Annotated in this window: 12 protein-coding genes and 1 pseudogene; 11 read left to right on the top strand and 2 right to left on the bottom strand. The window is 35.3% G+C overall.

Going from position 1 to position 13,563, the window contains the following annotated elements; translation table 11 throughout:
* Window positions 1-15: 15 nt before the first annotated feature.
* Genes recF through AC000W_RS03180 form a run of 3 tightly spaced genes read left to right on the top strand, consistent with a single transcriptional unit; the run spans window position 16 to window position 1,812 of the window.
* Window positions 16-1,095, top strand: coding sequence for a DNA replication/repair protein RecF (gene recF / locus AC000W_RS03190; RefSeq protein ID WP_474745962.1), 1,080 nt, complete (start codon window positions 16-18; stop codon window positions 1,093-1,095).
* A gap of 1 nt (window position 1,096) precedes the next feature.
* Window positions 1,097-1,516 carry a hypothetical protein gene (locus AC000W_RS03185; protein WP_474745961.1) on the top strand — a complete coding sequence of 140 codons (420 nt, stop codon included), beginning with the start codon at window positions 1,097-1,099 and terminating at the stop codon, window positions 1,514-1,516.
* Complete coding sequence (locus AC000W_RS03180) at window positions 1,516-1,812, top strand: DciA family protein (RefSeq protein WP_474745960.1); 297 nt, start codon at window positions 1,516-1,518, stop codon at window positions 1,810-1,812. The genes AC000W_RS03185 and AC000W_RS03180 overlap by 1 nt, the downstream gene beginning before the upstream one ends.
* A 50-nt stretch (window positions 1,813-1,862) precedes the next feature.
* Here AC000W_RS03180 and AC000W_RS03175 read toward each other — a convergent pair whose 3' ends face one another.
* Window positions 1,863-2,282 carry a nucleoside-diphosphate kinase gene (locus tag AC000W_RS03175; protein WP_474745959.1) on the bottom strand — a complete coding sequence of 140 codons (420 nt, stop codon included), beginning with the start codon at window positions 2,280-2,282 and terminating at the stop codon, window positions 1,863-1,865.
* A 159-nt stretch (window positions 2,283-2,441) separates the two neighbouring features.
* Here AC000W_RS03175 and AC000W_RS03170 point away from each other — a divergent pair, with 159 nt between their 5' ends.
* Genes AC000W_RS03170 through AC000W_RS03155 form a run of 4 tightly spaced genes read left to right on the top strand, consistent with a single transcriptional unit; the run spans window position 2,442 to window position 6,248 of the window.
* A complete protein-coding gene (locus tag AC000W_RS03170) occupies window positions 2,442-3,458 on the top strand; it encodes a DHH family phosphoesterase (protein WP_474745958.1) in 1,017 nt (338 codons plus the stop codon).
* Window positions 3,455-4,003, top strand: a complete 549-nt coding sequence (gene gldI, locus AC000W_RS03165; protein ID WP_474745957.1) for a gliding motility-associated peptidyl-prolyl isomerase GldI — start codon at window positions 3,455-3,457, stop codon at window positions 4,001-4,003. Before AC000W_RS03170 ends, gldI begins: the two co-directional genes overlap by 4 nt.
* Before the next feature lie 19 nt (window positions 4,004-4,022).
* Complete coding sequence (locus AC000W_RS03160) at window positions 4,023-5,126, top strand: peptidylprolyl isomerase (protein WP_474745955.1); 1,104 nt, start codon at window positions 4,023-4,025, stop codon at window positions 5,124-5,126.
* A gap of 24 nt (window positions 5,127-5,150) precedes the next feature.
* Window positions 5,151-6,248: a glycoside hydrolase family 5 protein gene (locus tag AC000W_RS03155; RefSeq protein ID WP_474745954.1), complete on the top strand. Its 1,098-nt coding sequence runs from the start codon at window positions 5,151-5,153 to the stop codon at window positions 6,246-6,248.
* 2 nt (window positions 6,249-6,250) lie between these two features.
* Here AC000W_RS03155 and AC000W_RS03150 read toward each other — a convergent pair whose 3' ends face one another.
* Complete coding sequence (locus tag AC000W_RS03150) at window positions 6,251-7,711, bottom strand: aminoacyl-histidine dipeptidase (protein WP_474745953.1); 1,461 nt, start codon at window positions 7,709-7,711, stop codon at window positions 6,251-6,253.
* Window positions 7,712-7,784: 73 nt separating this feature from the next.
* On the opposite strand from AC000W_RS03150, the gene AC000W_RS03145 reads away from it, so the two are divergent.
* The 4 genes and pseudogenes from AC000W_RS03145 to AC000W_RS03130 form a co-directional block, all read left to right on the top strand.
* The gene (locus AC000W_RS03145; RefSeq protein ID WP_474745952.1) at window positions 7,785-8,870 is read left to right on the top strand and encodes a DUF3810 domain-containing protein; all 1,086 of its coding nucleotides are present in this window, start codon (window positions 7,785-7,787) and stop codon (window positions 8,868-8,870) included.
* Window positions 8,871-8,981: 111 nt separating this feature from the next.
* On the top strand, window positions 8,982-11,930 hold the full coding sequence (locus AC000W_RS03140) for an amidohydrolase family protein (protein ID WP_474745949.1): 2,949 nt from the start codon (window positions 8,982-8,984) through the stop codon (window positions 11,928-11,930).
* A gap of 11 nt (window positions 11,931-11,941) precedes the next feature.
* Window positions 11,942-13,231 (top strand): amidohydrolase family protein, encoded by a 1,290-nt coding sequence (locus tag AC000W_RS03135; RefSeq protein ID WP_474745947.1) that lies wholly within the window; start codon window positions 11,942-11,944, stop codon window positions 13,229-13,231.
* Between the two features lie 36 nt (window positions 13,232-13,267).
* Window positions 13,268-13,563, top strand: a pseudogene (locus tag AC000W_RS03130) (RNA methyltransferase); the annotation flags it as partial.

The following is a 13,563-nucleotide window of genomic DNA, read 5'->3' as shown; positions in this document are numbered from 1 at the left end:
TTTTGTTCTCTCTGAATGTTTCTGAAGAAATTATCACTTATTAATTACAAAAATTTCGACTCTAAAAATTTTGAATTCGATGCTAAAATCAACTGTTTTGTTGGTAATAATGGCGTAGGAAAAACCAATGCTCTAGATGCTATTTACCATCTTTCTTTTGGTAAAAGCTACTTTAATCCTGTTGCCACCCAAAACATTAAGCACGGTGCCGATTTTTTTGTTGTTGATGGTGAGTTTGAAAAAAATGAAAGGGAAGAAAAAATTATATGCAGCCTTAAACGAGGCATGAAAAAGGTGATAAAACGAAACGGAAAAGCTTATGAAAAGTTTTCCGAACATATTGGTTTTCTTCCTTTGGTCATTATATCGCCCGCGGATAGAGACCTCATTGTAGAAGGTAGTGATACCCGTAGGAAGTTTATGGATGGGGTAATATCACAATCAGACCAAAGATACCTTAAAGACCTGATTAATTATAATAAGGTCCTGGGGCAAAGGAATTCCCTCTTAAAGTACTTTGCGATAAACCAGACTTATGACAAAACCACTTTGGAAGTCTACAATGAACAGTTACAGGTCTATGGTTCTGAAATTTTTAAAAAACGTGCTGCTTTTTTAAAAACCTTTATTCCCATTTTTAGAGAACAGTATGAGAAAATTTCGGGTGGAAGTGAACTGGTTTCGCTCTCCTATGATAGTAAATTGCTTCAAGCAGATTTAAAATCATTGTTGGAACAGAATGTAGATAAAGACAGAGCTCTGCAATACACAAGCGTGGGCATACATAAGGACGATTTGGACTTTAGGATAGAAGACCATGCTATTAAAAAATTCGGCAGTCAGGGACAGCAAAAATCATTTCTAATTGCCTTAAAACTGGCTCAATTCAATTTTATAAAAAATCAGGCACAGACAACCCCCATTTTAATTTTAGATGATATTTTTGACAAGTTAGATGAAAACAGGGTAGCGCATATAGTAAACATGGTGGATGATTCACATTTTGGGCAGATTTTTATAAGCGACACGCATCCAGATAGAACTGAAAATGTGGTAAAAAACACCCATCAATCTTATAAAATATTTAAATTGTAAAATGCGCTCAACTTTCATAATTTTATTACTATTTCTCTTCTCTGCATGTGCCAAAAAAATCTCCCTAGAGGATTTAACACATTTAAATGGTTATTGGGAAATAGATACTGTAACTTTCCAAGACGGAAGCACAAAAGAGTATAAAGTAAATACAAGTGTTGATTATATTGAGGTGAATGACTTAAAAGGATTTAGAAAAAAAATGCAACCAAAGTTTGATGGTTCTTTTACAACATCTAACAATGCAGAATTCTTTACAATTCTAGAAACTAATGGTGTCTATAAAATGTATTACAAAACCAATTTAAGTGATTGGACGGAACAACTAATTGCTATTTCTGAAACAAATTTTTTAGTGCGCAATGAAGAAAATGTAACTTATAACTATCGAAGATTTCAACCCATCAATATTAAAGAGTAATGGCAAAAAGAGAAAATACCCCTATACCACTAAGTGGAGCCTTACAAGAGTTCATTAAAAAGAACAATTTGGAAAAGGGTATGGATAAGGTGAATGCCCGTGAAGCATGGAAAAGTTTAATGGGTAATGGAGTTAACAATTATACAACCGCCATTGAACTAAGAAATGAAACCTTGTTTATCTCCTTATCATCATCAGTTCTAAGAGAAGAATTAAGTCATGGAAAATCTAAAATAATTACCATGATAAATGAGGAATTGGGCAAGGAACTTGTAAAAAAATTAGTTCTTAGATAACAAAAAAAAGCTGTCCTATGGACAGCTTTTTTTATTTACATTTCTTATTTCTAGTATACTTCTCTTCCTGAAAAATGAAAAGAACCCTCTATTGCAGCATTCTCATCACTATCGGAACCGTGAACAGCATTTTCTGCAATATCTGTAGCAAATAACTTTCTAATTGTACCCTCAGCAGCTTCAGCTGGGTTAGTTGCACCTATCAATACTCTAAAATCTTCCACGGCATTTTCCTTTTCCAAAATAGCAGCAACAATAGGGCCTCTTGTCATAAACCCTACCAATTCACCATAAAATGGACGTTCTTTATGAATTGCATAGAATTCTTGAGCATCTCTTTTGCTCAATTGGGTATATTTCATAGCCACAATCTTAAAACCGGCAGAAGTTATTTTTTCTAAAATAGCTCCAATATGGCCGTTCTCAACAGCATCGGGCTTAATCATTGTAAAGGTTCTGTTTGTAATCATTTCATAAAATTTTGCGCAAAAATACGTTATATACAGGCAACGTACAACAATATGTTTAATGTAATAATTGTACGCCGCGCAAGTATTTGCTACTTCTATTCTATCAAAAAAGAGAAGCTTGGATGCACGACTATGTTATAAAATTGTATCTTTGGATGCATGAATTTAGAGGACATACAGGTCACTAAGGAGCTACTTTCCAAAGAACAAAAAATCGTTATTATACCTCATAAAAACCCCGATGGAGACGCTGTTGGTTCTACATTGGGATTATGGCACTACTTAAAAAGTAAAGGGCAACAAGCAGCTATTGTTTCCCCTAATGATTATCCAGATTTTCTAAAATGGATGCCTGGAAATGAAGAAATTGTAAATTTTGAAACTAATTCAATAGGGGCAAAAAAGTTATTTCATGAAGCTACATTGATTTTTACATTAGATTTTAATCATTTAGGCAGAATAGGACAACTACAATCTTTAGCTGAAGAATCCTCAGCTACATTTATAATGATAGATCACCATCAAGAGCCATCAGATTATGCTAAGATTATGTATTCTGATGTTAGCATGAGCTCAACCTGTGAAATGGTCTATAATTTTATCGAATTTTTAGGTGATGTAGATAAAATTTCTTCAGATATAGCAAGTTGTCTATATACAGGGATAATGACAGATACAGGTTCTTTTAAATATAAATCCACTACCAGTAGAACCCATAACGTTGTTGCCCATCTTATTGATAAGGGCGCCGATAATACAAAGATTCACAATAAGGTCTATGACACCAATTCTCCCAGCAAATTACACCTATTGGGTTGTGCTTTAAAGAATATGGTGATTTTACCAGAGTACAGCACAGCCTACATTACCCTTTCACAAGATGAACTGGATACATACAATTTTAAAAAAGGAGATACGGAAGGTATTGTGAATTATGGTCTTACATTGAGTGGTATTAACCTCGCTGTCATCTTCATTGAAAATAAGGAAGAAAAAATTATTAAAATATCCTTTAGGTCAGAAGGAAGTTTTTCTGTGAATGAATTTGCGAGAAATTATTTTGATGGAGGTGGGCATACTAATGCCGCGGGAGGGAAAAGCGATGTGTCCTTGGAAGAAACAACCGCTTATTTTAAAACTCTATTAGAACAATATAAAGACGATTTAAATAAATGAAAAAATATTTCTTTTTAATATTAATTTGTTGTGCAGCCTGTGATGGTCCCGAACCAAGAAAACCAGTTAAGGTAAAAACTGCAAGTTATATCAAAGAATCTGTAGAGAGAAATAAGAAAATGTTGGAAATGGAAGAAAAGATGATTTCTGATATCATTAAAATGGATTCATTGCACTTCTATCAAAACAGTTCCAGTGGATCGTGGTTCTATTATTTGGTCAAAAATGATTCTGCCCAGTACACCCCAAAAACAGATGATATAGTCACACTAAATTATAATATTGTCAATTTTAAAAATGACACTATTTATACCAAGGAAGATATTGGTGTTCTTACATATGTAGTGGACAAACAAGACCTTTTCCCTGGCCTAAGACATAGTGTTAAAGTATTAAAAGAAGGTGAAACGGCGGTCTTTTTATTTCCTTCATCTTTAGCTTATGGCTACCATGGGGACAATAACAAAATAGGACCAAACGTTCCTGTAAAAAGTACAATATCAATCCTACATATAGAAAAACAAAAAGATAGTATTCAAAATTAAATTCAAAATGAAAATAGAAATGAAAAAGTCATATGTATTGTTCCTAATGGTTATCTTGACATTGGTTGGTTGTAAGACAAGCCAGCATGCAGATTTAGGTGATGGTGTTTTTGCTGGCATACAGACAAACAAAGGAAATATTATCTTAAAATTGGAACATGAAAAAGTACCATTAACGGTAGCAAATTTTGTTTCCTTGGCAGAGGGAAAAAGTCCCTTTGTATCAGATGAATTTAAAGGAAAAAAATATTTTGATGGGCTTACTTTTCATAGAGTCATGAAAGACTTTATGATACAAGGTGGTGACCCATTGGCAAATGGTACAGGAGGTCCGGGATATAAATTTATGGATGAAATAAATGATTCATTAATTCATAATAAAAAAGGGGTATTATCTATGGCAAACCCTGGACCCAATTCTAATGGCAGTCAGTTTTTTATTACACATAAAGAAACACCGTGGTTAGATGGTAAACATGCCGTTTTTGGAGAGGTTATAGAGGGGATGGATGTTCTGGATTCCATAGCCAATGTACCTGTGACTGCTGGAAGCAATAAACCAACAACAGAGGTAGTAATGAGTATTGTAGAAATTATTAGGAATGGTAAAGACGCCAAAAAGTTTGATGCCATACAGATTATGACCGATTATTTTGCAGAGGAAGAAATAAAAGCCAAAGCTTTTGAAGAAATGAAGTCTGGTTTCCTAACTGAAATTGCTAAACAAAAAGAGGTAGCAGAGGTATTTCCTTCTGGTTTAAAAATTTATAAAATAACTGAGGGAACTGGAGAAAAGCCTAAAATTGGGGAAAAAGCCAATGTATATTATGCTGGCTATTTTGAAGCAAGCGGTGACCTTTTTGATAGTAATATTGAAGAAGTTGACAAAAAGTACAATAAGTATGATGAAAAGAAAAGATTAGGAGGCATGTATAATCCTTATCCTATGGATTATAGTCCAGAAGCCCAACTAGCAGCTGGATTTAGAGAAGCATTACTTACCATGAAAGTAGGAGACAAAATAAGAATTTTTGTACCACCTCATTTAGGATATGGCGAGCGTAATTACGGTCCCATTCCTGGAAATTCCCATCTGGTTTTCGATATGGAAATTGTAGAGTAATAATTTTATTATAATCGCTGTAGCATGAAGAGATTACTGTCCATTTCACTTATCATTTTGTTAACCTTAATAGGGTATATTGGTTGTTCCTCATCATCTGAGGCGCCAGACCAAGAACAACAGGTTGCAGAAGAACAAAATGAAGAAAATGAAGTAGGGCAAGAGGAAGGTGAAGAAGAAATAGAAAGTGAAACTCCAGTATTTAATTCTGTTGTGGAACAATATGGGCAACTAAGCGTAGATGGCAGTAAAATTGTTGACAAAGATGGAAATCCAGTACAGCTAAGGGGAATGTCATTTTTTTGGAGTCAATGGATTGGCAAATATTATACACCAGAAGTTGTTAAATGGCTTAAAGATGACTGGCAATGCACAGTGGTAAGAGCAGCTTTGGCTGTTGAGGAAGGTGGTAATGGCTACATAGCCAATCCAGAAATTGAAAAACAAAAAATATTTACAGTAATAGATGCAGCTATTGAAGAAGGTATTTATGTTATTGTAGATTGGCATAGCCATCATGCGGAAGATTATGTTGCAGAAGCCAAAGCTTTTTTTGCCGAAGTTGCAGAAAAATATGGTAATTATCCCAACATTATATATGAACCTTATAACGAACCATTGGATGTATCATGGAGTGCTGTCCTTAAACCTTATCATGAAGAAGTTATTGCTTCTATTAGAACGTATGATTCTGATAACATTATAATTTGTGGTACTAGGACTTGGTCTCAAAGAGTAGACGAGGTTATTGGCAATAAAATAGATGATGACAATGTGGCTTATACTTTGCATTATTATGCCGCAACCCACAAACAAGAATTAAGGGATATTGCCCAATTGGCAATAGACAATAATATTCCTTTATTTATAACAGAATATGGGGTAACACAGGCTTCTGGAGACGAATCCATAGATGAGACAGAGGCTGGAGTTTGGTGGAGTTTCTTGGATCAAAATAAAATCTCTTGGTGCAACTGGTCCATTGCCGATAAAGAAGAACTGGCAGCGGCTTTAAAACCAAATTCCAGTACATTAGGAGGATGGAGCGCAGATGATCTAACACAATCTGGTACCATGGTACGAGCAGAAATAAAGAAAAAAAATCCTTCCTATAATAAATAATTTTATTGCTCGGGAATATTCTTAAGAATCTGCAAAACGAATTTCCAGAATTTTTGAACAGAAGATATATTTACCCGTTCATCTGGTGAATGAGCACCTTCTATGGTGGGGCCAAAACTAATCATATCCATATTAGGGTAATTCTGCCCTAAAATACCACACTCAAGTCCAGCATGGCATGCAGCCACTTTTGGTTTCTCGCTAAAAAGTAATTCATATTGAGATTCAAGTACTTTTAGAATATCAGAATCAGGATTTGGATTCCAACCTGGATAATCACCTCCAAAGGTTACTGAACAATCTGCCAGTTCAAAAGTTGATTTTAGTGCATTTGCCAAATCCATTTTGGCCGAATTCACAGATGAACGGGTTAAACATCCTATTTTAATGTTTCCATCCTTTACCACTACCCTAGCCAAATTATTTGATGTTTCAACCAAATCTTTGATAGAAGCACTCATAGCATACACTCCATTGTGAGAAGCATAAATTGCCTTTAATAATTTCTTTTGAACCTCATGACCCATAACTTTTTTTGGAACATCAATTTCTTGTATGTTAATTGATAGGTTTGGTTCCATAACAGATAGTTCGTTCATTATTGTAGTACTCCATTCTATTAAACTATCTTCAATAACACTCTTTTTAGAAGCATCAACTACAATTTTAGAAAAACTCTCGCGAGGAATCGCATTTCTAAGTCCTCCCCCATTAATTTCAGAAATCCCAATCCCGTAATGCTCGGTGGCATTATACAGTAAACGATTCATTATTTTGTTGGCATTCCCTAAACCCTTATGAATCTCAATTCCGCTATGACCACCATTTAAACCTTTTACGATAAGTTGATACCCAATCACATTATTTAGAACATTTTCTTCTACATATTCTCCTGTAACGGTAACATCAATTCCACCAGCACAACCAATATCCAATTCATCATCCTCTTCAGTATCTAAATTGAGTAATATTTCACCTTTAAGAACCCCAGCTTTTAACCCCATGGCACCAGTCATTCCCGTTTCTTCATCAATTGTGAACAGGGCTTCAAGTGGAGGGTGGGCAATATCCGTACTTTCTAACAAAGCCATTATTGTAGCGACACCAAGACCATTATCGGCTCCTAAAGTTGTTCCTTTTGCTCGTACCCAACCTCCATCTACATACATTTGTATACCTTGACTGTCAAAATCAAAATTAGTATCTGCATTTTTTTGATGCACCATATCTAAATGAGACTGTAACGTAATTATTTTTCTGTTTTCCATACCAATAGTGGCAGGTTTCCTGATAATGACATTACCAACATCATCTTTAAAGGTCTCTAATTGTAACGAGTTTCCATAATCCAACATAAATTGAATTACTTTTTCTTCCTTTTTTGATGGTCTTGGAACTGCATTTAAATCAGCAAATTTGTTCCACACCTCTTTTGGTTCCAATTGACGAATTTCTTTACTCATAGAATGTTAAGTTGCTGCCAAAAATAAAGTATTGCCAAGAAACTATCTGGATTAATTGGCTATTTTTGGTTTAATGAACAATAGGACTAAAAATTATATTGCAATCTCAATAATCCCGCAAATATTATTGGTAAAATGGCTTGGAAGCCACCCCGAGATAGTTGAGAAATATTATAGTAATGGGTTATATCCAATCATATCCAAAATCTCACGGACACTTCTTGGGTGGATTCCTTTTTCAATTGGAGATATTTTAATTGCCATTGCAATCTTTTTCTTGGCTCGCTATCTCATCATCAAGAGAAGATACATTCGTTCAAAACCAAAAATTTTTGTTCGGAACATTTTTTTTGTGCTCTCAATCGCCTATTTCTTTTTCAATTTTCTCTGGGGATTAAATTATTATCGAATCCCAGTAAAAGAAAAACTGGGAATTACTGAAGACTGGAAATATTCTGATGAAGACTTACTTTCCTTTACAGAAAACATCATTAAAAAAACAAATGCCTTGCAATTTTCAATTATGGGCGATACAGCCAAAGCGGTGGTTGTTCCATACAGTCATAAAGAAATATTGGCCATGACACGTAATGGGTATCAAAAAATGGAGGAAAACCCATTTTTTAAACCATACAGACCGCAAAGCATTAAAAAATCTATGTTTAGCACTCCTTTGTCCTATATGGGCACTTCTGGACACTTAAATCCTTTTACATTAGAAGCCCAATTGAATACCAATATTACCGACTACTATTTTCCTTATGTCGCTTCTCATGAAGTAGCACACCAAATTGGGTATGCCGCTGAAAATGAGGCTAGTTTTATTGGCTTCTTGGCAGCCATCAATCAAGATGATGCTTATTTTCAATATTCAGCTTTGACCAGTATTTTAAACGATTGTCTTATAAAAATCCGAATTAGAGATGATGCTGCATTTCAAAAAATAAGAAATACCATTAATAGTGGCATTTTTAGGAATTACCAAGAATCTGTTGAAAACAACAAAAAGTATGAAAATCCTTTGGAGCCCTATATTAAAAAATTCTACAGTTCTTTCTTAAAGGCCAATAGTCAAAAAGAGGGAATTAAAAGCTATGGTGGTGTGGTGGACTTACTCATTGCATATCATGTAAAAGGAAAGCTAAATATTTCCATATAATCAGTTTTTCTCTTCCAAAAAGTTATAGGCATAAAAAAGAGTGTCATATTAGTTATATTATCATCACTTCTCTTATCTTTAGTGAGGCTAATTAACTTAATTACACTCAATATGAAAATGAAACTTCTACTGCTCGCCATGCTTTGGTGCGGTATTTCTTTGTTTGCACAAGATTATTTCCCAAAAAATGATGGTGTAAAATCAAAGAACAACAATTACACAGCATTTACACATGCTAAAATTTATGTGGCTCCAACCCAAGTGTTGGACAATGCCACACTGCTTATCCAGAATGGAAAAGTGGTACAAGTAGGCAAATCCATTACCATTCCAAAAAATTCTGTTGTAGTAGATTTGGAAGGAAAATCAGTATACCCGTCTTTTATTGATATTTATTCTGATTTTGGTGTAGCTAAACCCAAGCGCGCTCCAAGTGGTGGCAGATCTGCACAGTATGAACCTAGTAGAGAAGGCTTTTATTGGAACGATCATATTATGCCAGAAAATGCAGCTATCAGCGTTTTTATGTATGATGACAAAAAAGCAAAAGAGTTAAGAGATGCAGGTTTTGGGGTTGTAAACTCTCATATCCAAGACGGTATTGCCCGTGGCACGGGTGTTTTGGTTGCCTTGAACGGAACTGGGAACGATGGGGACAGGGTTTTGGACGATAAATCCGCCCAATATTTTTCTTTTACCAAGAGCATTGCCAAAAGACAATCGTACCCATCTTCTTTAATGGGAGCCATGGCACTTTTGCGCCAGTTTTATTCTGATGCAGATTGGTATTCTAAAGGTAATTCTTCAACCAAAGACCGTTCTATAGAGGCATTGTTGGAGAATAAAGGTTTGGTTCAAATTTTTGAGGCCAAGGATAAGAACAACATTTTAAGAGCAGATAAAATTGGTGATGCCAACAATGTTCAATATGCAATTGTTGCGGGAGGAAATGAGTATGAGAATATTGCAGACATTAAAGCTACAAACGCCAAATTAATTGTCCCTATCAACTTTCCGGCTGCATATGATGTATCCAATCCTTATGAAGCGAATCTTGTTTCTTTACAGGATATGAGAAAATGGAACCAAGCTCCATCCAATCCAAAAGTCCTTGCTGAAAATGGTATTTCTTTTTCTTTTACTTTGTTCGATTTAAAATCAGCTTCCAAATTTAAATCCAACTTATTAAAAGCCATTGAATACGGACTTCCAAAAACAAAGGCTTTGGAAGCGTTGACAACCGTTCCGGCATCAATTTTAGGGAAGTCAAGTAAAATTGGAACCTTACAAGTAGGTAGTTACGCTAATTTTTTAATTACTTCTGGAGATGTCTTTGATAAAGAAACCATTCTCTATGAGAACTGGGTACAGGGCACTAAAAATGTTATCCATGATAAAAATCAAAAAGACATTCGTGGCACTTATGACTTATCTGTAGGTGGACTTACCTATAGTCTTTCCATAAGTGGTGAGCCAGCCAAACCAAAATTGGAAATTAAACAAGACACCATAAAACTAAAAGGAAAATTGGCCTATAAGAACAATTGGTTGGATTTTTCTTTCACAGACTCTAATGACAAACCTTATCGAATGACTGGTTTGGTGTCAAAAAAATCTGACAATATTGATGGTAAGTTAGTTTTACCAAACGGAACGGAATCCACTTTTAAAGCTATTAAAACATCAACCTTTTCTAAAAAAGAAAAAGAAAGCAAAGAAAAGGAAACACCAACAGTAATGCCGATTACTTTTCCAAATGTAGGTTATGGCTATGCAAGTAAACCTAAATCACAAAACACCTTATTTAAAAATGCCACTGTTTGGACAGGTGAGGAAGCTGGAGTTATAGAAAACACAGATGTGCTTGTAAAAGATGGTAAAATTGTAAAGATTGGCACTAATTTAAATGGCGGCAATGCCACAGTGGTAGATGCGACCGGTAAACACTTAACAGCTGGGATTGTGGATGAACATTCGCATATTGCTGCTCTAGCAATAAATGAGGCTGGGCACAACTCCTCTGCGGAAGTAAAAATGACTGATGTTATTGACCCAGAACATATGGGAATCTATAGGGATTTAGCTGGTGGCGTTACCACCATTCAACTACTGCACGGTTCTGCCAATCCTATTGGAGGACGTTCTGCCATTCTAAAGTTAAAATGGGGCGAAAGTGCTGAAAATATGATATATCCCAATGCTCCTAAATTTATAAAATTTGCTTTGGGAGAAAATGTAAAGCAATCTAACTGGCAGAGCTTTAGCAGGTTTCCACAAACCAGAATGGGTGTTGAACAAGTATTTACCAATTACTTTCAAATGGCAAAAGAATACGATACTAAGAAGAAAAGTGGAAAGCCATATAGATATGATGAGGAAATGGAAACTTTAGCTGAAATATTGAATGGAGAGCGTTTTATTAGCTGTCATTCTTATGTGCAAAGCGAAATAAATATGGCTATGAAAGTAGCAGAGAAATTTGGTTTTACTATTAATACGTTCACACATATTTTGGAAGGTTATAAAGTTGCGGACAAAATGGCAAAACATGGTGTAGGAGGTTCTACTTTTAGTGACTGGTGGGCCTATAAATATGAAGTGAATGATGCTATTCCATATAATGCGGCTATTATGCACAGTCAGGGAATTACCGTTGCCATTAACAGTGATGATGCTGAAATGTCCAGAAGATTAAATCAAGAAGCTGGGAAAACAGTTAAATATGGTGGCCTATCCGAAACAGAAGCGTGGAAAACTGTCACCTTGAACCCAGCAAAACTATTACATATCGATGATAAGGTAGGAAGTATTAAAGAAGGGAAAGTAGCAGATTTGGTTTTATGGACAGACCATCCATTATCTGTTTATGCAAAAGCTGAAAAAACCATGATAGAAGGAACCATCTATTTTGACTTGGAAAAAGACAAGCAACAGCGAGAAGCCATCAAAAAAGAAAGAAATACCTTGATACATATGATGTTGAAAGAAAAAAGTGGTGGTGGAAAAATGCAGGGGCCTAAGCAAAGTAAAAAAGAGAGTTTTCATTGTGATAGTTTATAAAATATAAGAAGATGAAAAAAATAAAAAATATACTAGTAGCTGTGTTGCTTGTTTTTATAGGAAGTTCCTATGCTCAACAAACACCAGCCAATAAGCAAACCGAAGCTATTTCCATAACTGGAGCAATTGCCCATATTGGGGATGGCACTATTGTTGAAAACTGTACACTAGTTTTTGAAAATGGAAAAATTACAGCATTAGGCAATGCGGTGGCCACAAAAGGAACCATAATTGATGCATCTGGCAAGCATGTATACCCCGGCATAATTGCACCAGCTAAATCTTTGGGACTAATAGAAGTAAATGCCGTGAGGGCAAGTAATGACCAAGATGAAATTGGTGATTTTATTCCGCATGTACGCAGTTTAATTGCATATAATGCTGAATCCAAAGTGGTAGAAAGTATGCGTCCAAATGGAGTGCTTTTGGGACAGATAGCACCACAAGGTGGTAGAATTTCTGGAACATCCTCTATTGTACAATTTGATGCTTGGAACTGGGAAGATGCAGCAATTAAAGTGGATGATGGTATTCACCTAAATTGGCCCAGTGCCTATAGAAGAGGTAGATGGTGGTTGGGAGAACCAAGAGGGTTAAGCCCCAACAAAAACTACCAAAAACAATTGGAAGAAGTTGTAGATTTTATTGCTAGCTCCGAAGCTTATGACATGGACCCTTCCAGTGAAATGAATCTGGGATTTGCCGCCATGCATGGTCTTTTTAATGGTTCACAAAAACTCTACGTTTACGCAGAAAGAGAAAAAGAAATCATAGATGCCATTTCCACTCTTAAAAATACTGGAATACAGGAAATTGTTTTAATTGGGGGCTATGAGGCTCCCAAAATAACTAACTTTTTGAAAGATAATAATATTCCCGTGCTTGTGGGTTACACTCATGACCTTCCAAGTTATGACGATGATGATTATGATTATCCATACAAATTACCAAAATTATTAATGGATGCTGGGCTTTTGGTTGGTTTACAAAATGCGCATGCAGAAAATTTTCAAACAAGAAACCTTCCATTTTATGCTGGCCAGGTTGTGGGACAAGGAATGGATAAAGAAAAAGCTCTACAAATGCTTACAGGTAACAATGCCAAGATTTTAGGTATAGATGCAGAATATGGAACCTTGGCAATTGGTAAAAGTGCTACTTTGTTTATTTCTGAAGGAGATGCCTTGGATATGCGCACCAATCAACTAACTCATGCATTTATTGATGGAAGAAATATATCTTTAGAAACCCATCAGACAGAATTATGGAAAAGATATATGGGCAAGTACAACGGAAAATAAAATGTCTTTTTTATTGATTCGTGTACCTTTGTATCTATGGATGGCACAAAAAATATCAGCAGCACACAGAACAAGCTGATTAAAAATATAATCTTATTAAAAGAAAAGTCCCGTGAACGAAAGAAAACGGGGCTTTTTGTTCTTGAAGGGTTACGTGAGCTTCAACTGGCAGTGAAAGGCAACTATGTGATTGAGCAGGTTTTATTTGAACCATCTATTATTTCCTTTTCAGAAATCAAGGAACTCTTACAATCGGTTACATTAAAACTAGAAATCATTGAGATTTCAAAAGAGGTATATCAAAAAATAGCCTATAGGGAAACAACCGAAGG

It is taken from the genome of Saonia sp., assembly GCF_056326165.1.
Note: the sequence above shows the minus strand (reverse complement) of the source record. Positions and strands in the feature narration are given on the sequence as shown.

What these genes read in the sequence shown, in the direction of transcription:
- recF (WP_474745962.1), top strand. Translation starts at nt 16, where the DNA reads ATGTTTCTGAAGAAATTATCACTTATTAATTACAAAAATTTCGACTCT.
- AC000W_RS03185 (WP_474745961.1), top strand. Translation starts at nt 1,097, where the DNA reads ATGCGCTCAACTTTCATAATTTTATTACTATTTCTCTTCTCTGCATGT.
- AC000W_RS03180 (WP_474745960.1), top strand. Translation starts at nt 1,516, where the DNA reads ATGGCAAAAAGAGAAAATACCCCTATACCACTAAGTGGAGCCTTACAA.
- AC000W_RS03175 (WP_474745959.1), bottom strand. Translation starts at nt 2,282, where the DNA reads ATGATTACAAACAGAACCTTTACAATGATTAAGCCCGATGCTGTTGAG.
- AC000W_RS03170 (WP_474745958.1), top strand. Translation starts at nt 2,442, where the DNA reads ATGAATTTAGAGGACATACAGGTCACTAAGGAGCTACTTTCCAAAGAA.
- gldI (WP_474745957.1), top strand. Translation starts at nt 3,455, where the DNA reads ATGAAAAAATATTTCTTTTTAATATTAATTTGTTGTGCAGCCTGTGAT.
- AC000W_RS03160 (WP_474745955.1), top strand. Translation starts at nt 4,023, where the DNA reads ATGAAAAAGTCATATGTATTGTTCCTAATGGTTATCTTGACATTGGTT.
- AC000W_RS03155 (WP_474745954.1), top strand. Translation starts at nt 5,151, where the DNA reads ATGAAGAGATTACTGTCCATTTCACTTATCATTTTGTTAACCTTAATA.
- AC000W_RS03150 (WP_474745953.1), bottom strand. Translation starts at nt 7,711, where the DNA reads ATGAGTAAAGAAATTCGTCAATTGGAACCAAAAGAGGTGTGGAACAAA.
- AC000W_RS03145 (WP_474745952.1), top strand. Translation starts at nt 7,785, where the DNA reads ATGAACAATAGGACTAAAAATTATATTGCAATCTCAATAATCCCGCAA.
- AC000W_RS03140 (WP_474745949.1), top strand. Translation starts at nt 8,982, where the DNA reads ATGAAAATGAAACTTCTACTGCTCGCCATGCTTTGGTGCGGTATTTCT.
- AC000W_RS03135 (WP_474745947.1), top strand. Translation starts at nt 11,942, where the DNA reads ATGAAAAAAATAAAAAATATACTAGTAGCTGTGTTGCTTGTTTTTATA.